Source organism: Desulfonatronum thiodismutans (genome assembly GCF_000717475.1).
Taxonomy (GTDB): Bacteria; Desulfobacterota; Desulfovibrionia; order Desulfovibrionales; family Desulfonatronaceae; genus Desulfonatronum; species Desulfonatronum thiodismutans.
This window is the reverse complement of record NZ_JPIK01000013.1, coordinates 96,501-120,620: the sequence shown is the minus strand read 5'-3', so window position 1 is coordinate 120,620 and position 24,120 is coordinate 96,501. Positions and strand designations below refer to the sequence as shown.

General features: G+C 61.4%; 19 protein-coding genes. 7 read left to right on the top strand and 12 right to left on the bottom strand.

The window, feature by feature from the left end; genetic code table 11:
* Positions 1–8: 8 nt before the first annotated feature.
* The 8 genes from GY33_RS0110570 to greA all read right to left on the bottom strand — a co-directional run bounded on the left by GY33_RS0110570 (position 9) and on the right by greA (position 9,520).
* Entirely contained in the window at positions 9–1,040 is a 1,032-nt protein-coding gene (locus GY33_RS0110570; protein ID WP_031387313.1) for a glycosyltransferase, read from the bottom strand.
* Positions 1,037–1,996, bottom strand: coding sequence for a class I SAM-dependent methyltransferase (locus GY33_RS19840; RefSeq protein ID WP_051822513.1), 960 nt, complete (start codon positions 1,994–1,996; stop codon positions 1,037–1,039). The genes GY33_RS0110570 and GY33_RS19840 overlap by 4 nt, the downstream gene beginning before the upstream one ends.
* Positions 1,980–3,287 carry an O-antigen ligase family protein gene (locus GY33_RS0110560; protein ID WP_031387311.1) on the bottom strand — a complete coding sequence of 436 codons (1,308 nt, stop codon included), beginning with the start codon at positions 3,285–3,287 and terminating at the stop codon, positions 1,980–1,982. Before GY33_RS0110560 ends, GY33_RS19840 begins: the two co-directional genes overlap by 17 nt.
* Positions 3,288–3,333: 46 nt before the next feature.
* Positions 3,334–5,361, bottom strand: a complete 2,028-nt coding sequence (locus GY33_RS0110555) for an LTA synthase family protein (RefSeq protein WP_051822512.1) — start codon at positions 5,359–5,361, stop codon at positions 3,334–3,336.
* 76 nt (positions 5,362–5,437) lie between these two features.
* Positions 5,438–6,070 carry a hypothetical protein gene (locus GY33_RS19835; protein WP_051822511.1) on the bottom strand — a complete coding sequence of 211 codons (633 nt, stop codon included), beginning with the start codon at positions 6,068–6,070 and terminating at the stop codon, positions 5,438–5,440.
* On the bottom strand, positions 6,067–7,296 hold the full coding sequence (locus GY33_RS0110545) for a sialidase family protein (protein WP_161788467.1): 1,230 nt from the start codon (positions 7,294–7,296) through the stop codon (positions 6,067–6,069). Before GY33_RS0110545 ends, GY33_RS19835 begins: the two co-directional genes overlap by 4 nt.
* A 290-nt stretch (positions 7,297–7,586) precedes the next feature.
* Positions 7,587–9,008, bottom strand: coding sequence for a 23S rRNA (uracil(1939)-C(5))-methyltransferase RlmD (gene rlmD, locus GY33_RS0110540; RefSeq protein WP_031387307.1), 1,422 nt, complete (start codon positions 9,006–9,008; stop codon positions 7,587–7,589).
* A 38-nt stretch (positions 9,009–9,046) separates the two neighbouring features.
* Positions 9,047–9,520: a transcription elongation factor GreA gene (gene greA / locus GY33_RS0110535; protein WP_031387306.1), complete on the bottom strand. Its 474-nt coding sequence runs from the start codon at positions 9,518–9,520 to the stop codon at positions 9,047–9,049.
* A gap of 332 nt (positions 9,521–9,852) precedes the next feature.
* On the opposite strand from greA, the gene GY33_RS0110530 reads away from it, so the two are divergent.
* The 4 genes from GY33_RS0110530 (at position 9,853) to GY33_RS0110515 (ending at position 13,806) form a co-directional block, all read left to right on the top strand.
* Positions 9,853–10,638: a 3',5'-cyclic-nucleotide phosphodiesterase gene (locus GY33_RS0110530; protein ID WP_031387305.1), complete on the top strand. Its 786-nt coding sequence runs from the start codon at positions 9,853–9,855 to the stop codon at positions 10,636–10,638.
* The gene (locus tag GY33_RS0110525) at positions 10,616–11,896 is read left to right on the top strand and encodes a bifunctional folylpolyglutamate synthase/dihydrofolate synthase (RefSeq protein ID WP_031387304.1); all 1,281 of its coding nucleotides are present in this window, start codon (positions 10,616–10,618) and stop codon (positions 11,894–11,896) included. Before GY33_RS0110530 ends, GY33_RS0110525 begins: the two co-directional genes overlap by 23 nt.
* 39 nt (positions 11,897–11,935) lie before the next feature.
* Positions 11,936–13,366 (top strand): L-seryl-tRNA(Sec) selenium transferase, encoded by a 1,431-nt coding sequence (selA, locus tag GY33_RS0110520; protein WP_031387303.1) that lies wholly within the window; start codon positions 11,936–11,938, stop codon positions 13,364–13,366.
* Between the two features lie 212 nt (positions 13,367–13,578).
* Positions 13,579–13,806 carry a ferredoxin gene (locus GY33_RS0110515; protein WP_031387302.1) on the top strand — a complete coding sequence of 76 codons (228 nt, stop codon included), beginning with the start codon at positions 13,579–13,581 and terminating at the stop codon, positions 13,804–13,806.
* Between the two features lie 469 nt (positions 13,807–14,275).
* Here GY33_RS0110515 and GY33_RS19175 read toward each other — a convergent pair whose 3' ends face one another.
* The 3 genes from GY33_RS19175 to GY33_RS0110500 all read right to left on the bottom strand — a co-directional run bounded on the left by GY33_RS19175 (position 14,276) and on the right by GY33_RS0110500 (position 19,347).
* Positions 14,276–16,840 (bottom strand): GGDEF domain-containing protein, encoded by a 2,565-nt coding sequence (locus GY33_RS19175; RefSeq protein ID WP_035271859.1) that lies wholly within the window; start codon positions 16,838–16,840, stop codon positions 14,276–14,278.
* Between the two features lie 142 nt (positions 16,841–16,982).
* Entirely contained in the window at positions 16,983–17,972 is a 990-nt protein-coding gene (locus tag GY33_RS0110505; RefSeq protein WP_031387300.1) for a bile acid:sodium symporter, read from the bottom strand.
* A gap of 154 nt (positions 17,973–18,126) precedes the next feature.
* Positions 18,127–19,347 (bottom strand): aromatic amino acid transport family protein, encoded by a 1,221-nt coding sequence (locus GY33_RS0110500; protein ID WP_051822568.1) that lies wholly within the window; start codon positions 19,345–19,347, stop codon positions 18,127–18,129.
* A gap of 197 nt (positions 19,348–19,544) precedes the next feature.
* Here GY33_RS0110500 and GY33_RS0110495 point away from each other — a divergent pair, with 197 nt between their 5' ends.
* Positions 19,545–21,689, top strand: a complete 2,145-nt coding sequence (locus tag GY33_RS0110495; RefSeq protein WP_051822567.1) for a peptidase U32 family protein — start codon at positions 19,545–19,547, stop codon at positions 21,687–21,689.
* 113 nt (positions 21,690–21,802) lie between these two features.
* Here the strand turns inward: GY33_RS0110495 and GY33_RS19830 are convergent, their stop codons facing one another.
* Positions 21,803–22,504, bottom strand: coding sequence for a zinc dependent phospholipase C family protein (locus GY33_RS19830; RefSeq protein WP_031387297.1), 702 nt, complete (start codon positions 22,502–22,504; stop codon positions 21,803–21,805).
* A 250-nt stretch (positions 22,505–22,754) separates the two neighbouring features.
* Here GY33_RS19830 and GY33_RS0110480 point away from each other — a divergent pair, with 250 nt between their 5' ends.
* Together GY33_RS0110480 and GY33_RS0110475 are read left to right on the top strand one after the other, a co-directional pair.
* Positions 22,755–23,753, top strand: coding sequence for a DnaJ C-terminal domain-containing protein (locus GY33_RS0110480; protein WP_031387296.1), 999 nt, complete (start codon positions 22,755–22,757; stop codon positions 23,751–23,753).
* Positions 23,754–23,777: 24 nt separating this feature from the next.
* Positions 23,778–24,095: a chaperone modulator CbpM gene (locus tag GY33_RS0110475; RefSeq protein WP_031387295.1), complete on the top strand. Its 318-nt coding sequence runs from the start codon at positions 23,778–23,780 to the stop codon at positions 24,093–24,095.
* Positions 24,096–24,120 lie beyond the last annotated feature (25 nt).

Below are 24,120 nucleotides of genomic sequence, written 5' to 3'. Positions count from 1 at the left end.
CTGCCAGCCTACCAACTGCCGAGAAAGCTCGCGTACTCTTCCAGCCCGCTGTTCCAGCGCGCATACCCCAGTTCATGCTCTTGCCGAGCCGTTACGCCGAGTTGCTCAGGATCAATCCGGCGTAGAGCCGACCCGATCTGACCGACGCCGACCATGTGGTAGAGGTATGGCCGTCGCTTCCCCGTAAGGCGGTGCCAGCGCTTCCCCAGGGACTTGCGCCATTTATGCGCGGCGCGAGAGTAGGAGCGGAACAGATGGCCGCTGTGGCCGTGGACCACGTATTCGTTGGTGGCCGGGCCGTCGTAGGCCAGGACGCAGGCTCCGCGGACCATGGATTGGAGCACGGTCAGACCAACGCCTTCGCGGGCCCGGGGGGCCAGGCAGAGGGAGCTTTGCCCCAGGAGCCGTTGATGCTCGGCGTCCGGGAGGAACTCGCGGAGGGTCTGAACTTGTGTTGTGCCGAGGCGCTCCGGCAGGGCCAGGCCGGGGTGGTCGTATCCCGGATCAGAACGATGGATATGGATCAACCGCTCCACGGCCAGATCGGCGCAGATGCGGCGGATAGCCGCTTCGCTATACAGCCCGACCCGGTTCCAATAGATCATGGTTCGCTCCGAGTCTCGCCGGACGGGTTCGAACCGTTTGGGATCGAAAAAGAACCGCAGCCGTAGAGTGGTCAACCCGAAACGCCGCGCAAGCTGCTCCACGGGCCGGGAAAAAGCCACGATGCGTGGCCGGGCTGGCGACCGGGCCAGCCCGGCCCAGAAGGTTTCGGGCCACCGGGCCACGTTGTCCCACATGGGCAGCCAGACAATCCGGGCCTTGTCCCGGCACAGCAGTTCCGGAGGGGGAGGCAGTTGGCAAAAGATCAGAGGCCGACCGGGGTCACGATCCAAGACGTCCAGAGGCGTTTGGCGGTTCTGGTCCCAGGGGGTCAGGGCGATGTCCAGCATGCCCCGCAACGGCGCCGCCAGGATTTCCTGGAAGGCGTTGCTCACGGCGGTGTGCCAGGGCATGCAAAACGCGGGAATCGGGGTCATTTGGGCCGATCCGTACCGGATGCCTCCGGCCTGTCGGGACGTGGACAGGCCGCCCGCCGGCCGTCCTCGGGAAGCAGGCTTGGCGGAGGCTTCACCGGGAACATCCGCTTGTTCAGTGACCGTCGCCAGCGCTCCAGGAGCCGTTCCAGGGAGGCCAGGACGCCCCTGGGCCGGGCCAGGGGATCAGTGGAAAACGTCCGTCTGGTCAGCAGATGCAGGGCCGTGCCGTCGGAATAGAGGGTCGTGCCTGTTTTTTCGGCCAGTACCCGCAGGGTGGGCAGGGTGTAGAAGGTGACGTGCTGCCCGGTCTGGGGCCAGAAGTACCACCAGTCGTCCACGCTTCGGGGCCACGGATCGGGTTGCAGGCGGGTGGAAAAAAGCAGGGAATCGGTATGCTCCAGCAGACGGCGCACCGTTGCCGTGGGCTCTTGCAGATGCTCCAGCAGCTCGAAGGCCGTGATGGCCTCGAAACGGTGGCTCGCCAGGTCCGGGAGGCATGGGATGGCTGGGAGATATGGGAGGTCTGGGAGATCGAAGTTTTGGGCGAAGATATTCGTACAGAAGGGGTCATGGCGATGGAAATCAAAGCCCTCGTCGCGCATGAGGCGGACCATCAGCCCGTATCCTCCGGCGTAGTCCAGATATCGTCCGCCCGGATCGAAATGGGCCAGCAGGATGTTCCGCAGTTTGGCCGCCAGTTCCAGGTTACGCCGCACCAGGCCCACGTCCTGGTTGGCGATGGCCTGATCGTAGGCCTCGGCCAGCCAGTAGGGAGGCTCGGTCTGGATCAGGCCGCAGCCGGGGCAGCGGAAGTAGGCCACGTCGTGCTTGTCCAGGATGCGGGCCTGGAAGATCGGCGCTGTTCGCTCTTCGCAAACCCGGCACGGCTCGGGCTGGTCCTGATTTGCCGAAGGCGGCTGAAGGGATGATGGGCGAGATTCAGATTTTTCCAGCATGGTCGGGGTCCCGCCGGGCGCGGATTTCCGCGGCAATGACCAGTCCCACGGGCAGCCAGAACTGGATCCACATGGGGGATATCTTGGACAGGGTCAGGTATCCGGCGGAAATGCCGAAGACCAGGGGATAGAGCACGATGGCCAAAAGCAGGAAGCCGCCGGTACGGCGGTATTCCCGCCACGCCCCGCGAAGGGCCAGAGCGGCCAGGGCCAGCAACAGAAACGTCCCGACCAGGCCGCCGAAGTGCAGATTTTCCAGGTACAGATTGTGGGCCACGCCGTGCAGCTCTCCGCTGGCGGAAATCAGATCCTGGTGTTCGTTCAACCCGAACCCGAACCAGGGCCGTTCCCAGGCCCGTTCCAGAGCCAGGGACCAAATCTCGCCGCGCACGCCCAGTCTCCGTTCCTCCCCGATCATCCCCTCGGGATGGTGCAAGGAAAACACAATCACGGCCAGAATGGCCACGCCGAGTACGGCCAGGGCCATCAGCAGCCGTCGGTCGCCCTGAATCAGCAGCCCCAGCCCCACCACCAGGGCGATGCCCACCAAGGCCCCCCGGGTCTGGGTCAGAACCACGAAAACCAGCACGGCCACCAACGCCGCCGCCCCAATCCAGCTCCACGCGGCGCATGTTCCGCCTCCCGCCTCAATCCCCTTTGCCTCTTGCCCCTGGCCCCTTGCCCCTTCCCCGCCTCGGGCCACCAAACCGAAAATCAAAAAAACCGCCGCAAAACCATACAGCCCGGCGGAATCAATGGGATGCCCGGCCAGGCCGATGTCCACGGCCCGGCTTTCCAGCCCGCCCAACATGGGGATGTGTTTGCCGGCATAGAACACGTACACGGACACCAGGGCCGCGCCCCCGGCCACGCAGGCCAGCAATTTGGCCAGCAGGCGCGGGAAGTCGTCCACGTTCAGGGCGTAAAAAGCGGTGATGGCCAGAAAGCTGAGCAGGATGACCAGGGTCCGGGCCTCGTTGTAGAAGACGTATCCCCCGGACGCCGAGGACCAGAACAGAGTGATCCAGAGGTAGCCGAGAAACGCCAGGGCCGCGAGGAAAACCGGCGAACCGGGCAGATCGGCCCAGTACCTCCGCCCAACCTGGAGCAGGAAGGGCGCCAGGACCAGGACGTAGTAGATGTTCCGGTGCAGCCGAACCTTGTCCGTGACGAACAGGGAGCACAGGAACAGGCAGAAGATTCCGGCCCAAAGCATCCTGGCTCGGTCCGTGGCCAGAGTCCGGCGCAAGGAATCCAGGGCATGGGTCAGGGAAGCGACGTGGTGCTGCATGATGCGCCTGGAAGGTGCGTCCGAAAAGCGGGAGAACGGGGTCGACTTACTTGTCGACGGAACCCGAGCCGTGATCGCGGTGGGGGTTGTGGTTCATCATATAGCGCGTGGTCTCGTACAGGCCGCGGGTCAAGTCCCGCATCCCGGCGGCGGTTTCCGGATGTTGGTCCATCAGGTTGGGCCGGGAATCCTCGGCATGGATCAGGTGCAGGGACTGTCCTGCTCCGTCCAGATGCATCCGGAAATAGAACCGGTCGTTGATCACGCCGATGCTCGGGACCGCGCCGTGGGTCATCACAAAGGCGTGGCGGTCCGGGTCAAAGCGCGGATTGAACAAATCCCGGCCCAGGGTGGTGTTCACGTGGGCATGGCCAATCAAGGAGGCCATGGTGGTCATCACGTCCATCTCGCTGGCCACGGCGTCCAGGACGCGGGCCTCGGGGAACAGAGCAGGGGCGTGGATCACCAGGGGGACGCGGAACTGGGCCAAGCCGAGCTGGATCTCCGAAGGATAGTAATGCACCGCCGCTTCGGTGAGATGGCCGTGATCTCCGAAAAAGATAAACACCGTGTCCTGGTAGTAGTCCGCGGCCTTGGCCATGTCCATGAACCGGCCCACGGCATGGTCCATGAACCGGAAGGAGTTGAATTCGGCCGGGGAATGAAACCCGTGGCTGACCAGCATGTCCTGGGGCACGTCGTCGCGGATCACGAAGCCGTCGTTGTCCTCGGGAATGGTGTAGGGTCGATGGTTTCCGGAAGTCAGCAGGATGGCCATGAAAGGTCCGGTCTGCTCCCGGAGAACAGCGTGGGCCTCCCGAAACAGGGCCAGGTCCGAGATGCCCCAGACGTCGTTGCGGGGAGAGGCGTAGTCGCCTTCTTCATAAATTTGCAGGCCCTGAATATTGCCCTGGAGTAGCCCTCGAATATTGCCCCAACTGGCGCTGCCACCCAGGAAAAAGAATTTCTCGTAGCCTTCCAGAGCGTTGTTGATCATATGCTGGTTGATGATCGTGGGATTGCGGGAAGCGGTGCTGCGCAGTTGGACGTCGGGCAGGCCGGTGACCGCGGTGAACACGGACCGGGCCGTGCCGGCGGTGGGGGTGAAGAAATTCGGAAACAACAGGCTTTCCGAGACCAGCCGGTCGAAATTCGGGGTCGGGTCCAGCGGATTGGCGGACCAACCGGTCTTGTACGTGGTAAAGGACTCCAGCAGGACGATGACCACGTTCAACGGGCGGTCCGGCTGAAACATGGGTTCGACGTGGCGGACAAAGTCCATGCGGTCCGGATCGGGATGGTCCACGCCCAAAAACTCGGCGATCCGTGGATAGGCGGCGCGCACGGCCTCCTCGTCGTACTCCAGAGCCCCGGTCTTGAAGGTGTCGAAAAAGTAGAGAACCGGGTTGGACGCCACGGCCGGGGTGAAGACATGGGTGGAGAAAAAGGCGTCGCTCCAGCGCAACGGATACCAGGAAAGCTTGCCGTAGATCCCGGCGGCGAACAGCCCCAGGCAGGCGACGACGATCAGGGACCGTTGCCAAAGGCGCGGAGGAGCGTACTCGACCCCGGCGCAACGCCGGGTCAGCCAGGCGTAAAGCAGACCCAGCAGAGCGAACAAAACCAGCAGACCAAGAAGCCAGAGCAGGACCGGATAGCTTTCCCAAACCATTTGCGCGGAGATCAGCGGGTTGGAGAGAAACCGCAGGGCCGTGGAGTCCAGCCGGGAGAGCAGATAGGCGTAGTGGCCGAAATCCGTGACATAAAACCCGGCGGCCACCAAGGTTACCACTCCCAGATACCCTCCCCAGAGCCGCCGCCCGACCCGGGTGAACAAGGGGTGAATCCACTTGATCCAGCCCAGGAGCCACAGCGGTGCGAGCATGAGCAGGGTCAGCCGCAGATCGAATTTCAGCCCAACGTACAGGGCCGGGACCAACTCACCCAATCCGAGAGGATCGTGGGGATTGTCGAAGACCAGCCAAAAGACCAGCCGGGCTGCGCTGAAGAGCGCCAGATAGAACAGCGTGACGGCCAGAAAAAAACGGATAAACGGAGGGATGCGGTGGATCATGGCTCACTTTCAGGTAATTATTGCGATAAGATATGAAAATCGAACAGAAAAAACGGGAAGCGTCAACGAGACGGTCTCACTCGTGGGCGCGTCCGATCAGTCGCCGTACCGTAAGGACGCCCAAGGCGGCAAGAGCGAAAAGGGTCAGGGGCAGGTCGGTCAGGTGGTCCCAGAGGTTGTCGGAAGGCAGCAGGTCCAGGCCGGCCGTCAAGAGCGCCGCGCCCAGGATAAAAACGATCCAATGCAGACGCAAGGCCAGGGCGATGAAACCGAGCAGGCCGATCCCCGCGAGCATGGGCATGGAAAAATAGCCCCAGGCGTAGAGATCGAAGCGGGTCAGCCCCAGGGCCGTGGGATAGAGCACCAAGCCAGCCACGCCAATACCCCCCAGCAGAATCAGACTCTGGGGCGGATCGATCACGGGCCGGCCGCGAAACCGCCCTGCCAGGGCCGCGCAGGCCAGAACCAGAGCTGTCACGCTGAATTCGCCCAGCAGCCCTCGCAGCCGGTAGACCGGCGGAGCTTCGCCAAGAGGAAGAGACAACGCGGCCAGGGCCGCAAGAAAAAGCAACCCAAGCTTGACCGGCGTCCAATGCGCTCCCCATGAAAATCGCGATGCAATCGCTGGACTGGAGGCGATCAGAGTCAGGCAGCAGGCCGCGACCACGGCGCTGATCACAAGGCCGATTTCCGGAGCGAACATGTTCACAGTGCGAGCTCCTGGTACGCCCGGTCCTCCAGGGACTGGTCAGGCCGGGATTTCAGCCAAGCCGAATTGAAGGTAACGTGGCGAATGAAAGCCCGGTTCCAAGTATAGAAAAGATGATAACGCCCCTTCACATCTTTGAGCAGCCACGGGTAGTCGAAGCGAAAGTCGCAGATGGGACGCCCGGGTTCGCACTGGGTTTCCGTGGCCGCCGCGGCCACGATTTCAGGGCTGAGGGGCATGTCCTCCTCCGAAACGGATGTCTTCCAAGCTGCGGCCAGGGAATATTCTTCAGGCGAAAGCGATGGCTGATGCGGTTCCACGTCATGAACCACGGCCCAGTCCCGTCCCTGGTCCGTGGATCGCAGAAGAGCAAGCGAGGACCGGTTGTACTCCGTGACGTTGGCCGCGGCCAGAAGGATATTGACGTCGCTCAAAGTGTCGCTCAGGGCGCCGCCCAAGGCGGAATTGCGATTCATAATCTTGCTGCGCTCCGGCGCGGACCACGTCTGTCCGCCGTCCTTGGTCCGGCTGCTCCACGCTAGGCGCGGCCTGTCCGAGTCAGTGTTGCGCATCAGAGCCATGGCACCATGCTTGCCCAAAGGGAATACCACGGGTTGGATCGCGAATCGTCCATAAGAGACGCGACTTTTACCCAGCACCCGACCTTGGCCGTCAAGGCGAAGATACTCGGAAAATTTCCCCAGAAATTCATGATAAACAGGCAGGCCCATGGTTCCGTCGGCGTGCTGCACCACCGGCCCCTTGACCAGGGTGCTCACGTTCAGAAACGGAGAGGTGATCAGTTGGCGCGGCTTGCTCCAGGTTTGGCCGTTGTCTTCGGAGACGACCAGATTGATGGAGCTGCCGCTCCAGCCGCCAAAAGACACGCTGACGTAGAAGAGCAGGATTCGACCTTGCGGGTCCACGGTCGCCACGGGGTTGCCGAGCTTGCGGACATGGCGACGCTCCGCCCTGGCGGTTTCCTGCCTGGTGAGTAATGGGGTCTCGTCAGTCCAGCGCTGCATATCGGGATCAAAGGTCGCCGTAAAAATCCGCACGTCCGCATGCCCCTCCCGAGTGCCACCAAACCAGAACGCCTGAATCGCCCCGTCGGAACGCTGCACAGCGGTGGCCGCATGTACCAGTCGGGTCAGACCGTCGGAGACGAAACGGACTTGGTAGATGGGATCTTCGACCACGGCTGCGGTTTCAGACTCGAAATGCATGGCGAACGGCGCCTCTTCAAAGCCTCTGGTCGAGCCTTGATGATGGAATGCGACCAGCAGGGAGCCGATCAAAAAGAACGCCCAAAATGTCGAGGCAGCGCGAGAGGTGCGGGTAGTTGGCATGAAGGAAGTGTGTTGCGAAAAAACGCCGTCAGGCGAAGAATCTTTAAGCTTCCGCATCTTTCTTGGTAAAAGCCGAAATCTTTGCTTGGCGTCCTTGGGCCCTGAGCGAAGCGAGGGCATTCTTTAGAAGATGCTCCACCCAAATGAACTTCCGGATGAACCGTATTTCACCGCGGGCACAGCTCCGCGACGCACTCGATATGCGAGGTGTGGGGGAACATGTCAACCGGTTGGACCCGGCCCAAGCGATACCTCGGGGCCAACCGCTTGACGTCCCGGGCCAGGGTGGCCGGGTCGCAGGAGACCAGGATCAGCTTTGGCGCGCCGATTTCCAGCAGCCGGGCCACGACGTCGGCCCGCATTCCGGCTCGGGGCGGATCGGCTACGATCACGTCCAGACGCTTGGGAGAAGCCCCTCCGAGAACTTGAGGGATGGTCCGGCTCACGTCTCCGGGCTCAAAGCGGCAATTAGCTATCCCGTTCCGCCGGGCATTGGCCTGAGCGTCCCTTACGGCTTGCGGTTCGGTTTCAAAGCCGACTATCCGGGCCGCTTTCCCGGCCAAGCTCAGCGCCATGGCACCTACCCCGGAATACAGGTCCCATACGGTATCTTGCCCCTTCAGTTCCGCGAAATCCGCGACAACGTCCCGAAGCTTTTCAGCGGCCCCGGAATTGACCTGGAAAAAGGCCCGGCTTGAAATGGCCAGTTCCAGGTCTCCCAGTACATGGATCAGTTCCTTTGATCCGGTGACGGACACGGTCCGCTCGCCCTGGGCCACCAGGGTGTGGCTTTTGCGTGTCTCGTGGATGACGGAGATAGCCGTCAAGGAATGATGCGGCAGTTTTTTCGCCATGTATTCCGCAAGGGGTGGACCTACCTCTTTGCCCCGAGGATCGTTGCTGGTGATCAAGGAAACCATCAGGTGACCCGGATCGGTCCCGCGACGTAGGACCACATGCCGCAAGAAACCGCGCCCCGTGTCCGGATCGTACGCCGGCAGTCCGGCTTCCTCGGTCCACTTCTCGACCAGATTTCCCGCGTCGACCATGGCCTGTGTGCAGAGCGCACAGGACTGGACAGGCACGACCGCGTTGGCCAGCCCTCGTGGACGCAGGCCCACGGCCACTCCAGCCTTGGCCACGGTCCAACCTCGGATGTCCCTTGCGCCGGTTACGATGGTCGTGGCCGCGGCGAACTCCATTTTGTTCCGGTAGCCGTGGGTCAGCGGCGAGGCGATGGTCGGAGCCACTTGGACGTCCGCGGCGGCGAGGTGGCGCAGCGATTCCCGGACCAGTTCCCGCTTCCAGTGCAACTGCCGATCATAATCCATGTGCAGCCAGTCGCACCCGCCGCAGACGCCGAAATGCCGGCAGACCGGCGGCACGTAATCCGGGGACTGCTCCAGAACCTCGACCAGTTCGGCCTTGGCGTGCCGGGCTTTGACCGAGCTGATTCGAGCCAGCACGCGCTGCCCCGGCAACGCACCGGACACGAACACGGCCATGCCCTCATGCCGGGCCAGCCCGTCCCCGCCCAGCACGGGCTTGACTACGTCCAGAAGCAGTTCCAGTCCGACGTGAATGTCCATGTTCAGCTCCCCCTCACCCATGCAGCCCGGCCCAAAGATCAATGATTGTAGCTCAGCGAGATGATTTCATAGCGGATTTTGCCGCGCGGCGCGTCCACCACCACTTCGTCGCCCTCCTCCTTGCCCAGCACGGCTCGGCCCACGGGGGAGGCGATGGAGATGCTGCCTTCGTTGGGATCAGCCTCGTCCGGGCCGAGGAGGGTGTATCTTTTGATTTCCTCGGTATCCAGGTCCTCCAGTTCCACCGTGGCCCCAAAGGCCACCCGTGAACCGCCCAAGGTCTTGGGGTCGATGACGTTGAACCGGCCCATCCGGGACTCGATGTACTTGATCTTGGCCTCCAACATGCCCTGCCGTTCCCGAGCCGCCTCGTAGCCGGCGTTTTCCCGCAAATCGCCCTCTTCACGAGCCACCTTGATGGCCTCGATGATCTCCGGCCGTTCCCGCTTGAGTCGGTCCAGCTCTCGCTCGAGCTTCCTAAATCCTTCAACGGTGATAGGGATAGAATCCATCGCGTTATCCTCGGTTGAATGGTTGCCGACGTCGCCGCGTCAACAAACGACGCGAAGCACGGTCCTCGAAACGACGACGTCATGGATGACGAAAGGCCAGGACACCCGCTTGCAGAGGATGGGTCGCCCTGGCCATGAAAATTCCCCCCATGGGGAATATCGAATTTGTTTTTCCGCCCAGCTACCCCATGGCCGGACGGCGGTCAAGTCGGCTCAAACCGGACTGTTGAAGCCCGGTTTCGATTGACCATCCCTTCGCCCTGTGCCAGAGATTTTCCGGATTGGGAGCCCTTCCCCTCATCTTCATCATCTCATCAACGGAGTACGGTGGAATGCGATTGCACATTCTCGGCTGTTCGGGCTCGGACTTGCCCGGATACAATTTGACGTCCTTTCTGGTGAACAAGACCGTCCTGCTGGACGCCGGGTCGGTGACCTCGTCCATGCCCCTGGCGGACCAGGCCGCGATTCGGGAAATCCTGGTCACCCACGCCCACTTGGATCATATCAAGGACATTCTGTTTCTGGCGGACAACCTCATCGAGCTGGTGGCCCGCAACAAGCACGGGGCCGTGCGCCTCCGCGGCCTGGCCCCGGTGCTGGAAAGCATCCGAACCCATCTGCTCAACGACACCATCTGGCCGGACTTCACCATCCTGCCGACCTTCGCCAACCCGGTTTTGACGTACGCGCCGCTGGAACCCGGTGTCTGGGTGGACGTGGTCGGGCTCCAGGTGGTCACCGTTCCGGTCAACCACGCCACTGCCGCGTCCGGCTACGTGCTCCGCGACCCGGCCTCCGGGAGTCATTTCGCCTTTACCGGAGACACCGGCCCGACAAACGACTGGTGGACGTTCTTGAACGACCTGCCCTTTGACCTGGAAAACCTGATCATCGAAGCCTCTTTTCCCGACGCCATGGAAGAGCTGGCCCTGCTCTCCAAGCACCTCACGCCCAGGCTGCTCCGGGCCGAGTTGGACAAACTGGGGGTTCGGCCCAAGATCTACATCTCGCACATGAAGTCCACTTTCTCCACCGAGATCCAGGAACAGTTGCACCAGGCCCTGGACGGCTACACTTACCATCTGCTGCGCGATGGCGAAGAAATCGTTTTCTGATTTCGCGGAGTTCCAGCGGCACATGGACGCCCTGGGCCTGTTCCACATGCGCCTGGGCTTCGAACGGATGCGCGAGGCCGCGCGACGGCTGGACATGGTCCGCTCGCCCGCGCCCCTGGCCCAGGTGGTGGGCACTAACGGCAAAGGCTCCACCGCGTTTTTTCTGTCCCGACTGGCCATGGAGCACGGCTTTTCCGTCGGGCTGTTCACTTCACCCCACTTTCTGACCCTCAGGGAGCGGGTCCGCATCAACGGCCTCCCGGCTTCGGAGGAGCACACCCTGGCCTGGGCCAACACCGTCCACACCGTCTGCCACGACCTCGGCCTGACCTATTTCGAAACCATCACGTTGATGGCCATGGTCGGCTTCAGCGCGGAGCGAGTGGACCTGATCGTGCTGGAAGCCGGACTGGGGGGACGCAACGACGCCACGTCCACCTGGCACCCGGACCTGCTCCTGATCACGCCCGTCGGCCTGGACCATGACCAGATCATCGGCCCGGGTCTGGAAAACATCGCCCGGGACAAGGCCGGGGCCATCAAGCCCGGAACGTTGGTCGTCTCCGCCCCCCAGGCCGCCGTGGTCCGCGGTCTCCTGGAGCAGGAGGCGGCCGCCCAGGGGGTTGTCGTCCACTCCGTAAGCGACATTCCAGGAACACCTGAACTGGCCGCCATCACTCCGGCCCTGCCCGGTCTCCACCAGCGGGACAACGCCCGTCTGGCCCTGGCCGGATGGACGGCCCTGGCCCATGGCCAGGGCTGGCCCCTGCGCCCCGATGCCTGCGAACGCGCCCTGACCTCCAGGGCCTGGCCCGGTCGCCTGCAACGCGTCCCCATGTTGCCGGGAGGCTCACCTGAAGGCTCACCGGATATCATTCTGGACGGCGCGCACAATCCCCCGGCCCTGGAAACCCTGAACGCGGCCCTGCACAACCTGGCCATCCGCCCCGACGCGGTGATTTTCACCTGCATGCGGGACAAGGACTTGGCCGCCATGGCCCCCCTGGTCCGGCAATTGACATCCGGCCCGATCTTTGTTCCTGAACTGCCCACGCAGCCGCGCAGCCGCCCCGCCCGGGAGATCGTCCGCGAACTGGGTCCCCAAGCCCAGGCCGCGCCCGACCCGGCAACGGCGTTGAATCTAGCCCTGGCCCAGGATCTGGTCCCGGCCCGGCCCCGTGGCTCCATTCTCATTTGCGGCTCGCTCTATCTCTTGGCGGAAATCTACGCCTTGCACCCGGAGTGGATGGAAGCATGACCGACACTCCGGGCAATTTATCGCTACAACGGAGATTTCATGTCTGAACTCTATCGTTTGCTGCCTTCCGTGGACCTGATTCTGCAACGGGTCTCGGAGTCCGGTCGCTACGCGCATCTGCCTCGTCCCCTGCTCAAGGATCTCGTCAATGTGCACCTGGATCAATTGCGGGCGGACATTCGTCAGCAAAAGCTGAACACTTCCGAAGACATGCAATGGTCCGCCCTGGAAGGGCCGCTGCACGCCTTTCTGGATCGGGCGTCCAGGCCGCATTTTCGGCGGGTGATCAACGCCACGGGCGTGGTGGTGCACACCAACCTGGGCCGCTCCCTGCTGGCCCGCCAAGCCGTGGAGGCCGTGACCGAGGCCTGCGCCCATTACTCCAATCTGGAGTTTTCCCTGGACACCGGCCAGCGCGGCAGCCGCTACGCCCATGTGGAGGAACTGCTATGCAAGCTGACCGGGGCCGAGGCCGGGCTGGTGGTGAACAACAACGCCGCGGCGGTGCTGCTGATGCTGGACACCCTGGCCAAAGGCAAGGAAGTGGTGGTTTCCCGGGGCCAACTGGTGGAGATCGGCGGCTCGTTTCGCATCCCGGACGTGATGGCCAAGAGCGGGGCCGTGCTGCGGGAAGTAGGGGCCACCAACCGCACCCATCCGCACGACTACGAACGGGCCATCACTCCGGAAACAGCGGCTCTGCTCAAGGTGCACACCTCGAACTTCCGGATCATCGGTTTTCACAAGGAAGTCGGGCTGCGGGAGATGGTCGCGCTGGGCGAGAAGCACGGCCTGCCGGTGCTGGAGGATCTGGGCAGCGGCAACCTGTTCGACTTCAGGCCCTACGGCCTGGATCACGAACCCACGGTCCAAGAGACCGTGGCCGCCGGGGCCGCGGTGGTCACCTTCAGCGGGGACAAGGTTCTGGGCGGGCCCCAGGCCGGAATCATCGTGGGTCGCAAGGAATACATCGATCCGATCAAGAAGAACCCCATGAACCGGGCCCTGCGCATCGACAAAATGACCCTGGCCGCCCTGGAGGCCACGCTGCGCCTCTACCTGGACCCGGAACTGGCCCGCCGGGAAATTCCGACCCTGCGCATGATCACCGCTTCGGACGAGGAGCTGCGGCGACAAGCAAGCAAACTGGCTCGCGGCTTGCGCCGGGCCCTAAACGGTGCCTTAAGAGGTTCCGGGGGAAGCGCAAACGCCGAAATCACATTGCTTCCGGGAGCTTCCCGAGTGGGCGGCGGCGCGTATCCGGAGCGGGATCTGCCCACGACCTTGGTGGCTGTTCGTCCTCTGGGCACGGACATCGGGGTGGAAGCGCTGCGCGACACCCTCCTGGACACCGATCCGCCCCTGATCGGTCGCATTGAACACAATGCCTTCTGCCTGGACCCCCGCACCCTGGACGAGTCGGAATACGTCCTGGCAGGCAAAGTCCTGGCCAAAGTGTTGGCCCCGTAATACCAATTCTAAACCGACAATGCGTTATTCGAAAATGCAGTTATCGGGGTCGGGGTCGGGGTCGGCATCGGAATAGGAAGAATTCAGAACGCATCCCAGCGTTTTCGATCCCGATCCCGATTCCGACCCCGGCAAAAGAATTACTCTATGCTGAATAGTTACACCGTATCGCCATCCTCGCGAACCCAAACACTCTCCCATTTGGAGCAACCATGCCCGCCCCTTCTCTTCCTCTCGCCGAAGTGAGCCTTGATCTGGAACACTGCACCAGTTGTCAAGCTTGCTTGGAACTGTGTCCGGAGGTTTTCGGCTGGGATGAATCTTCGGAACTTCCCTATTTGAAAACAAGCCAGGGCCCTGAAGAGGACCTGCGCAAGGCAGCGGCCTACTGTCCCAAGGACTGCATTGAGGTTACGTCCTTGCAGGGGAAGACGTCATAAAGAGAAATTGTTTGAGGCAAGATCGCGTGTACCTTAATACTGCTTGAGATTGAATATTTAAATTTTCTGGCGTTCCTAGAGTGCCTTCGCTGTTTTTGGGCTAGCGTTGCATCCTTTTATGCCGCCCTTTCAGGGCTATTATTGTTGGGGGCGTTTTACCCAGGGCGTTGCCCTGGGCTACGGTAGTTCGCCCTTTCAGGGCTTGTCTGAAGCCCCAACGGGGCGACATATTATAGCCCAGGGCAACGCCCTGGGTAGAAAGTTAAAACAAAAATAGCCCTGTAAGGGCGGCATAAAGGCATCATCAGATTTTTTTTACTGTTTCACTCTAAACCAGTATATCTTGCCGTCCGTTCAAAAACCCCAAATGCGAGAAGCAAAAAAAACTCAATCTCTCAAGTATTTACTCATACGTGAGAGTTTGAGTTTTTTGCAGCGACGCGGCAGTTGGGAGTTTTTCAGCGGACCGCTAGCCGCTCCGCTCCCGGGCCAGGGCGGCCTCTTCATGGCGTCCCTGGCTCTCCAGAGCCTTGGCCAGGACATCCCAATACGCGCCCTGTTCCGGAAGCAGGGCCACGCTTTGCCTGGCCAGGGTTTCCGCGATTTCGGCGTCCTCGCCCTGTTCGAGATACATTTTGGCCAGCAGATGCATGGCCAGGGCGTCCTTGGGGTTATGCACCAGAGCTTGATGCAGATGCTCCCTGGCCTGTTCGAGGTTGCCTTCCCGCAGTTCCAGGCGGGCCAAGTGACGATGCGTCACGCCTTCACCACCCGGGACCGATCGGGCACGGGCATAGTAATCCCGAGCCGCCTCCACGTCGTCGCTCTGCTCGGCCATTTGCCCCAGGCGGATCAGGCTGAACATGTGCTCCGGATCCAATTCCAGGCAACGCTCGAAAAAACGCCGGGCCTGGTCGGGCTCGCCTTGCTTCAGCAGGGTGTGCCCCTGATTGTAGGTGGCCATGATGTCGTCAGGAGCCTGGCGCAGAATGGCCGCGAACTGGGCCGAAGCGTCGCCGTATTTGCCCAGCCGGGCGTAGCAGACCCCCAGGGAGTTTCTGGCGATGAGGTTGGTCTCGTCCGCCAGCAGGGCCAGCTTGTACTCTTCCACGGCGGAATAGACGTCTCCGCTGGAAAAGGCCCGGTCCGCGCTGACCGTAAGTGAGGTGGAACAGAAGACCACGGCGTTGGGCTCGGACAGCAGCAGGGCGTGCTCCAGGGCCTTGCGGCTGCTCTCCAACGTATCCGCCTTGGTGAAGTTCAGCCAGGGATACTCCGCCAGGCCCACGTAGACAGTTCCACGCAACGTTTCCTCGGCTTCCTGGACCAGGGCCTTTGCCAAGTTCTCCAGGCTTAGAGCGCCGGACTCCGGAACCAGGCAGGCCAAGGTGCTGAAACTGAACCGGCCAAGGACCATGTCCGGCCCCAATTTTCCCGCGGCCATGGCTCCGAGTTGATGTATTTTGCGATCCACGTCACCGTGGTCCAACGGCTCCGACTCCATGGAGCCGCCTTCCAGAAAGACCAACATTACGGCAAACCGGGCATGTTTCTGGCGAAAGCCCGCCCAGTGCCGCGAAAAGTCATGGGCCCGCAAGGGCATCCAAGCCCGCGCCCCTCCGGGGGCTTGATCCCCTTCGCCGTCCGTTTCCCGGGCCTCGCGTTCGCGTCCTCCGGCGTCCGCCTCGGCAACAGGCTCCTGACCGTCGTCACGAACCTGATCTTCCTGAGAAATCGATCGGCGTTCCCGCCTCCTCTCGTTCACGGTGCCGAACACGTCCTGTCGGCTCCCCGGGTGCAGGATGGTCAACTGGTCTTCCGGCACGATGGCGCAGCCAGGATCGTGCAACAAAACGATCTCGGCCACGGAGGTCTCGCCCTGAACCTCGACCAACTGGATTTCAGCCTTGCAGAATCGGGACGGCGGCGCCTCTTTTCCTCCCGGCTCCAGAGGCGCGGCAGCGCCAAACCCGTTCTCCCGAGGGGCGGCCCAGACGAGAAAACGCTGTCCTTCCCGGGCGTCCACGGAGCGGCCCAGGCTGATCAGAACGCGGCTCATGGGTAAAACATCCAGTACGATACCGCTTTCCCGGAGAATGCCGGAAAATCCCCGGATTCTTCCCGGGCCGTGCTCCTGGGCGTCCCGCAGGGCCCGCCGGGCTTTTTCCAGCATCAACCCGGTCTGTTCCCGGACCGAACGCCGGAGTTGCCGGCCATGGAAGTCCTGGGGGTAGGTCACGAATCCCTGGCTGACGGAAAGCCTGATTCGCTCGCCGTTGATCTTGTTTTCACAGCTCAACTCCGAGACTTCCCGGGCCAGATTCGCCGCCAATTGATGGCATTTCGTCGTGGTGGCTCCGGAAAAACAAATGGCCAGGGTATCCTCGCGCAACCTGGCGCAGATAGCCTGTTCCGGAGCCATGCGGGCGACGAGCCGCGCCAGGTCTTGAAGCACCAGGTCACCGAACTGGTATCCCCAACGTTCGTTGATCCGCGAAAAACCATCCACATCCAGACAGATCAGCCCCACGCTGGCACTAAAATCGGATACCCCGTCCTCCAAGCTGCCTGGGGTGTCCGGCCACAGTCCGCGGTGTACCAGCCGGATCTCCCGACCCAGATTTTGTTCCAGACAAACCGCGTTGGCCAAACCCGTAAGCGGGTCCACCTGGGTCTTTTTATGCAGCAGCAGATTGTCCATGATCTGCCGACAAAGACAGGACCAGAGATAAAGCGTGCTTTTGGTCACCCGCCCCGGCACGTTGCGGGCCACGAAGATGCCCAAAAGCTCCCCATGGCGATGCAAGGGCAGCAAGGCTTTTTTTTCCAGGGAATGGTAGACGGGAACAAGACGTTGCCCCTGGTCGTCGACCACGAGCATCTCCTGAGGAGGATGGGGCGGGAAGTACAGTCCGTAGGAGGAAAACGACAGGAACCCGGCCATGGCTTGGCGCAGTTCGGATTCCAGGGTGATCATGTCCTGGCGCTCAAGGCGAATGTTTGATTCCGAGGTGTCTGGCGTCTTGATGAACATCCGAAAGAATCCTGAACCACCGGCGGAATGGGCGAAATAAATCAACCCGACCCGTCATCTCCACCAGGGGAGAGGAGGTGGCGCGTTTTGGGCTCGAAACCTAGTCGGCTTGGCGAAAATTGTCCATGGCGAATGGATGCGGCTACTGAGGGTTCCGGCTGCGCGGCTCGGCCCGTTTTCTGAACCAGTTCGCGACAAAAACATCCATGACCATTTGCACGAGATGGTAGGCGATGCCCGGAACCATGGCCAGGGGAAAGGCATGGGCGAAATAGCCGGCCCAGACCAGGTAGGAAATGGTCAGTGTTTTTTGTGAGGTATGAATGGTAAAGGCCGAAGTGGAAGGGCGGTCCAGGCGGATGCCTTTGGAAATGGCGTAGTTCAGGACGAGAATCAGCGAGTGCAGGACTATCATGAACCCGAACAGACCAATGAAACCCAGGCCCACCGTGCCAATCACGCCCACCGAACTGGAAACGGCATTGAAGATGATCAGCAGGACCACGGATTGCGAAAATATCGAAAACACCTTTTTGTACGGCGCGATATGATCCTTGATCCATGGCCGCAGGATCTGGCCGAGCACCGTGGGCAAAAGCACGATGGAGCTCAGGGTGAGCAAAATGTGTCGCACCGGCAGGGACACGGCCTCCTCCAGATGAAGAAGATCGCCCATAAACCCCAAAATGGCGTTGAGTACCAGCGGGATGGTCAGCAGGGAGAAAAAATTGCACAAAACACAGATGAAAAGGCTCAGCGGGACGTTGCCCAGGGCCATGGCCGTCATCACCGTGCCCGAGGCCACGGTCACCGGAGCCGCGGCGATGATGATCGACCCGATGATGAAGTCGACATTATCGCCAAAAAACAATGAAGCCAGCACGGCCGTGAGTACGGGGATCAAGATCAGGGCCGAAATCAAGGAGGCCGTGAGCACCCGAACGTTCTTCATCTGCTCCAGAATAGTCCGCGTATCCAGACTAAACCCGGTGATCAGGAAAGTCAGAAAGATGGCGTAATTGAGGATCTGATGTTCCTTGACGAACACGCCCAGGCCGGGAACCACGAAAGCCAGGGCCGAAACCACGGCCATGCCGACAAAGAACCAATGTTTTTTGAGGAACGGGATCATGATGATGGAGCGGCTCAGGGTTCAAAAAATGAAGATGTAGGGAACAATGGCGTGTCCTTATCGACAATTCCTTGCTGATGCAATCATCGCAACGTGGCCCCAAAACACGGGATCACGCCTCCATAAGCTCGCGCCCGTATGCAGCGGAAGGATCTCAAAATCCCTCAGCGTGAGGATGCAGGCGCAACAGGCCGGTCTCGCTCATAATCTCCAACCCGAGGATGGCCGCCGCGAAGAGCAGGCCTATCAGGCAGAGCAGTCGAAGAATCGGCCCTCGCCGCCGGTCCATGAGTACGATCAACGTAGGCAGGATGCCGAACAGGATCACGATGCCCACTCCGCCCACGATGTCCAGGGCCTTCAGGAAAATGTCCGGATAGATCAGGCCGATGGCCAGGGGCGGCAGAAAAGTCAGGGCGACCACCAACAGGCGGTTGTTCACCCCGAAAGTGTTCAGGGTCAGGTCGCGCAAAAAGCTCAACAGGCCCAGTCCGTTGGCCAGAAACGAGGTGCAGATGGCCACCAGGGCGAAAAACGAGGCGAACAGGGTGAACGTCGCGCTCTGGATGATCGCGCCCATGGGCACCGTGGCCGGGGTGTTCGTCTTCCAGGCGTCCAGGATGCTATTATCCCCGGCCAGGGGAATCACGCCGATGCCCACCGTCACCCACAGGGCGTTCATCACGAAGGCCAGCAGCATTCCCAGCAACACCGCCCTCCGGAAGGTGGCCATGTCCCAGCGCAGGTCCGCGGTGACCGTGGGAATGATGTTGTGAAAGTGAAACGCGGTGACGATGATCGGCAGGGTCGCCGGAAGAAAGGCCCAGTCCGTGTAATTCATTCGGGAAGCGTCAATGTGCCCACCACCCATGAAGACCAAAAGAGCGAAGGTTCCGGCCAGCATCAGCACCAGCATGGTGTTCAGGCGCTGGATCAGGCTGAGGTTGATGCAGGTCAGGGTGATCAACGGGACGGCGAACAGCAGGGTGACCAAGGTCTGCTGCGCCTCCATGCCCAGCAGGCTGGCCACGATCTTCGCGCCGCCGGTGAAATACGCGGTCAGCAATCCGTACAGGATGATCATGTTCGCGGCGATGGCCACCCACTTGCCCGACGAGCCCAGAAACTTTTCATACAGCGAGGGATAGTCGAAGGTCTCGCTGCGGCTTATGGCCGCCTGATCGCCGAGGATCTGGGCCGTGAGAAACATCATGGCTCCACCAGCAACCATGGCCAGCAGCGACGGCCAAAGTCCGGCCAGGCCGGTGTTGATCGGAAGTCCCAGAATTCCCGCGCCAACGAGGTTTCCGGCGATCAACGCCGCGGCGGCGATGGTCGCTCCGGCACCCAGGCCCGTCGAACGAGTATGATCCATGGCCATGCCTCCTGCATGCTGGTTTCAGCGGTCAATTGTCCCCCTGACATAAAAAGCCGTCCTTACGCTCGAAACACCTAAAAAAGCAATCCCTTGAGCACAACAAGGACGATTCCGGCGCTTGTTAGCCGGACAAGTTTGTTTTACGGATGCATGCCCTTCACCTTTTATCCTCCCTTCACCTTTTGGATCACGCCATGCAAACCACCTCTTCCCCATCCTCTTTGATCACGCCCCCGGAAATCCTCGCTCCCGCCGGGGACCGGCAGGCGTTTCTCGCGGCCCTGGCCGCCGGAGCAGATTCCGTCTATTGCGGCTTGAAGCATTTTTCGGCCCGAATGGAGGCGGAGAACTTTTCGCTGAATGAGTTGGCCGATCTGACCGAGCTGGCTCATGCCAAGGGCCGAAAGGTGCTGGTGGCCATGAACACCCTGGTCAAGCCCGGAGATCTCGCCGCTGCTGGTCGGCTGGTGGACCAGTTGCAACGCCATGTGCGTCCGGACGGGCTGATCGTACAGGACCTGGGACTGCTGGCCCTGGCCGGGCAGTGCGGCTTTTCCGGTGAACTGCACCTGTCCACCTTGGCCTGCATGAGCACGGTTTCCGGGCTGCAAGCCGCGGAGCGTCTCGGAGTTCGGCAGGTGGTCCTGCCCCGGGAGCTGCACCTGGATGAAATCAAGCTGATGGCCGAGGCCTGCCCACCGGGGATGCAGCTGGAGGTGTTCGTCCACGGAGCTCTTTGTTACGCCGTATCCGGGAGGTGCTACTGGAGCAGCTACATGGGCGGCAAGAGCGGGTTGCGCGGACGTTGCGTTCAGCCCTGCCGCCGCCGCTACACCCAGGAGAACCGCCGGGGTGGATTCTTTTCCTGCCAGGACCTGAGCCTGGACGTCCTGGTCAAGACCTTGCTGGACATCCCGCAAGTGCGCACCTGGAAGATCGAGGGCCGCAAGAAAAGCGCCCACTACGTCTTCTATACCACCACCGCCTATCGCCTGCTCCGGGACGAGGCCGTTTCCGTACGCTCCCGAAAAGAGGCCGCCGCCCTGCTGGAGATGGCCCTGGGCCGTCCCGGGTCCCATGCCGGCTTTCTGCCTCAGCGCCGGTACATCCCTCTGGCCCCGGACAGCCACCTTGGCTCCGGCCTGCTGGCCGGCCACGTACCCAAGGACGCCAAAAGCCCGTTCATCCGCCCCCGCATCCCGCTGCTTCCCGGGGATCTGCTCCGCCTGGGCTCCGAGGATCAACCCTGGCACCGGGTCATCCGCGTCACCCGACCACTGCCCAAGGGCGGACGGTTCGATCTGGCCCACGGACCGGTCAAAAGCCGATCCGAAAGCCGATCCGACAATCAGGAAAAAAATAAAACCAAAGCCTGGGGCACAGGAAAAGGCGCACGCATCGGCAAGCCCGGCGGAAGATACGCAGCGGACACCCCGGCCCATCCGCCCGCCGGAACCCCGGTCTGGCTGATCGACCGCCGGGAACCGGAACTGCACCGCTTGCTGAACCAGCTTGAACAAGAGGTCGCGGACATGACCGGGACCAGGGCCGAAACCCCCATCCCGGCCTCGACGTTCGTCCCGACCCTGCCTGAAACGCACCGCCCGGAAGGCCGTCCCTGGATGATGCGGGTCGCCCGCAGGCCTCAGCGCCGCGCCAAGGATGCGACAAGAGCCATGTGGGTGGACCCGAAATTCCTGGAGCACATGACCAGCGTCACGTGCCGCGATCTCTGCTGGTGGCTGCCTCCGGTGATCTGGCCGGAGGAAGAGGAAGTCTGGCGGAATGCCCTGGCCAAGGTCCGCTCCGCTGGCGCGGACGTGTTCGTGTGCAACGCCCCCTGGCAAATTGCCTTGTTCGACGCGGACCAGGAAGGTTTCCGCCCGGTCCGCTCCAATCCGGCCCGCATATGGGCCGGACCGTTCTGCAATACGGCCAACGCCCTGGCCTTGGATCGGCTGGCCGCCTTGGGATTCACCGGCGCGGTGGTCAGCCCGGAGCTGGACGAGCAAGCCCTCCTGGAACTTCCTGAGCGCAGCCCCCTGCCCCTGGGAATCGTCACGGCCGGGTTCTGGCCCCTGTGCGTCTCCCGCTGGCGGGCGCAGGAACTCCGCGTCGACACCCCGCTGGCCAGCCCCAAAGAGGAAATCGCCTGGGCCCGGGAATACGGTTCGAATCTCTGGGTTTTTCCGGACTGGGCTCTGGACCTGCACCAACACCTGCCCCGTCTGGAATCCGCGGGCTACCGTCTGTTCGTGGAACTGGAGGAAAAACTCCCCCCCGGCCTGGGACAACGCCCCCGCACTTCGCCGTTCAACTGGAACCTGCGGTTGTTGTAGAATTTTCAGTCCGCTTTGCAGCGGCTACATGCAAGGCGAGGGTCGTCGAGTGTGAAGGAATTTCCCGATATCGCGGGGCAATTTCGAAGTAGTGTGAAGGGCGAAGCCGTGGATCAGTGCTTGACGGCCATGGGGTTTTCCTGGAGCACCAGGGATTTTTCGCCGTCTCGAAGCAGGCTGATCATCCGGGCCAGGGAGTGGTCGTGGAGTTCGTGGATGTACTCCTGATCCACCCGAATCTTGCGGCGGACGTTGAGCAGGGAGAGGAAGACGAGACTTTTGTAGATTTTTCGGTTGGTTTTGAACGAAAAGATATAGCTGTCCAGGGAGCTTTCCAGAAAACGGTCGTTTCGCCGCTGCACGGCCCGGCTGAAGCTCACGGACTGTAGCCAGTAGGCGCGGTGAATCATGGCGTCGGCCTGCATTTCCAGCCAGGCATGGGACTGATCCTGCTGCTCCTCCACCAGAATCCCGTGAGCCACGGTATCGGCGGCCAAGTGACAGAGGTAGCCGTAGGCAAAGGCTTTTTCCGAGTCGTTTTGGGCCTGATCCAGAAACCGCATCCCAGTGGTCCAGCTGTGCGGGCTCTTGTCCTCAGGCAGGTAGCTCTTGCCCAAAATCATGTCCGCCATCAGGTTTCCATATAAAAAGTCTTGACGATATTTCGTCAACAGCCCAAATATGGCGCTTGGGATAATTGAGGCATAGGCGAAAAGTTCGCTGGCCACGTAGATGTGGGTCAGCGGGCCCCAAGCCCAGGCAGTGGACGGAATGACGAGGAGTCCGATAAGGACGAATAGACACCTGATGAGCATGACGATGACGGTTACCTCCGAAATTGAATCCGGGTTGTCTAGCCCAACCCGTCCCAGACCGCAAGGCGTAGTGGATTCTTTTCACCACCGATTCCCTCGCAGCGCAACAAATATGCTCATTCCGAACAAAGTCCAGGACCTTGCCTGAATCTTTTTAGTCAAAAACTTGACAGACATGCTTTCCTGTCTATCTTTGGACATTCTTTCCACATCTTGCCACGTTGATCTTGCGCAAGGAGAATAATCGACCATGAGCGTTTCCTTCAAAGACTATTACCAACTTCTGGGCGTTTCCAAGGCTGCGCCCCAGGACGAGCTTTCCAAGGCCTTCAAGAAAATGGCCCGGAAGTACCATCCGGACCTGAATCCGGACAACCCCGAAGCGGAGAAGAAGTTCAAGGAAATCAACGAGGCCTACGAAGTGCTCAAGGACCCGGAGAAACGAAAACTGTACGACTCCCTGGGCCCGAACTGGCAGCACGGCCAGAATTTTCAACCGCCGCCGGGCTTTGATTCCAGCCGCTTTCGTTCCTACTCATCAGGCGGCCCCTCCGGCGGCCCGCAATTCGAAGGCGGCTTCGGTGATTTCAGCGATTTTTTCGAGACCATTTTCGGGGGCCAGTTTCGCGGAGAGAAAAGTTATCAGGGCGATCCCTTCGGGTCCGGCGGATTCGGCCCTCGACAGACCAAGGGCCGAGACGTGGAGGTGGGCATGGAACTACCTCTGGAAGACGCATTTTCCGGCGGCAGCCGGACCATTTCCTTTCAGGAGCAGGTGATGGGCCCGGACGGGATGCCGCGCATGGAAACGAAATCCCTGCAGGTAAACATCCCGGCCGGGATCAAGAACGGGTCCCGTATCCGGCTGGCAGGGCAGGGTTCGCCAGGCATGCGCGGAGGACCCAACGGAGATCTGTATCTGAAGATCAAGATCGCCCCGCACCCCAAATTCAAGCTGGAAGGCAACTCTATCGTCTACGATCTGCCTCTTGCGCCCTGGGAAGCAGCTTTGGGAACCAAAGTACGAATCCCGACCCTGGCCGGAGCCGTGGAAATGAACATTCCCGCCGGGACCGGTAGCGGCAGGAAGCTGCGCCTGCGCGGCAAAGGCCTGGGCAAAGGCGACCAGCAGGGAGACCAGTTAATCCGCGTGATGATCGCGGTCCCGGTAAATCCCACCGATCAGGAGCGTGAGTTGTGGGAGCAACTGGCCCAGACGTCCACGTTTCAGCCCCGAGATGACGTTTGATCAATCCACAGGGAGCAAAAATCCATGGTACTGAGCATCAGAACACTAAATGAGGAATTACCCGCGACGTCCGAACTGGTGATCTGGTCCCGGTTCATCGAACTGACCGGCATCCACCCGACCAGACTGGGCGAACTGGTGGAACTGGGCTGGCTCTGCCCGAACAGGACCCAGGAAGACTGCTACCTCTTCCATCCCCGGGACGTGTACAAGGTCAGCAAACTGGAGCGGATCTGCGTCGACTTCGAGCTGTCGGCCCTGGCCGGGACGATCATCATCGATCTGCTGGAACGCATCGAAGACCTGGAGTTGCAAGTCCGTGACCTTCGGCGGCTGCTGTGATCAAACAACGCCGCTCGTCCCGGTC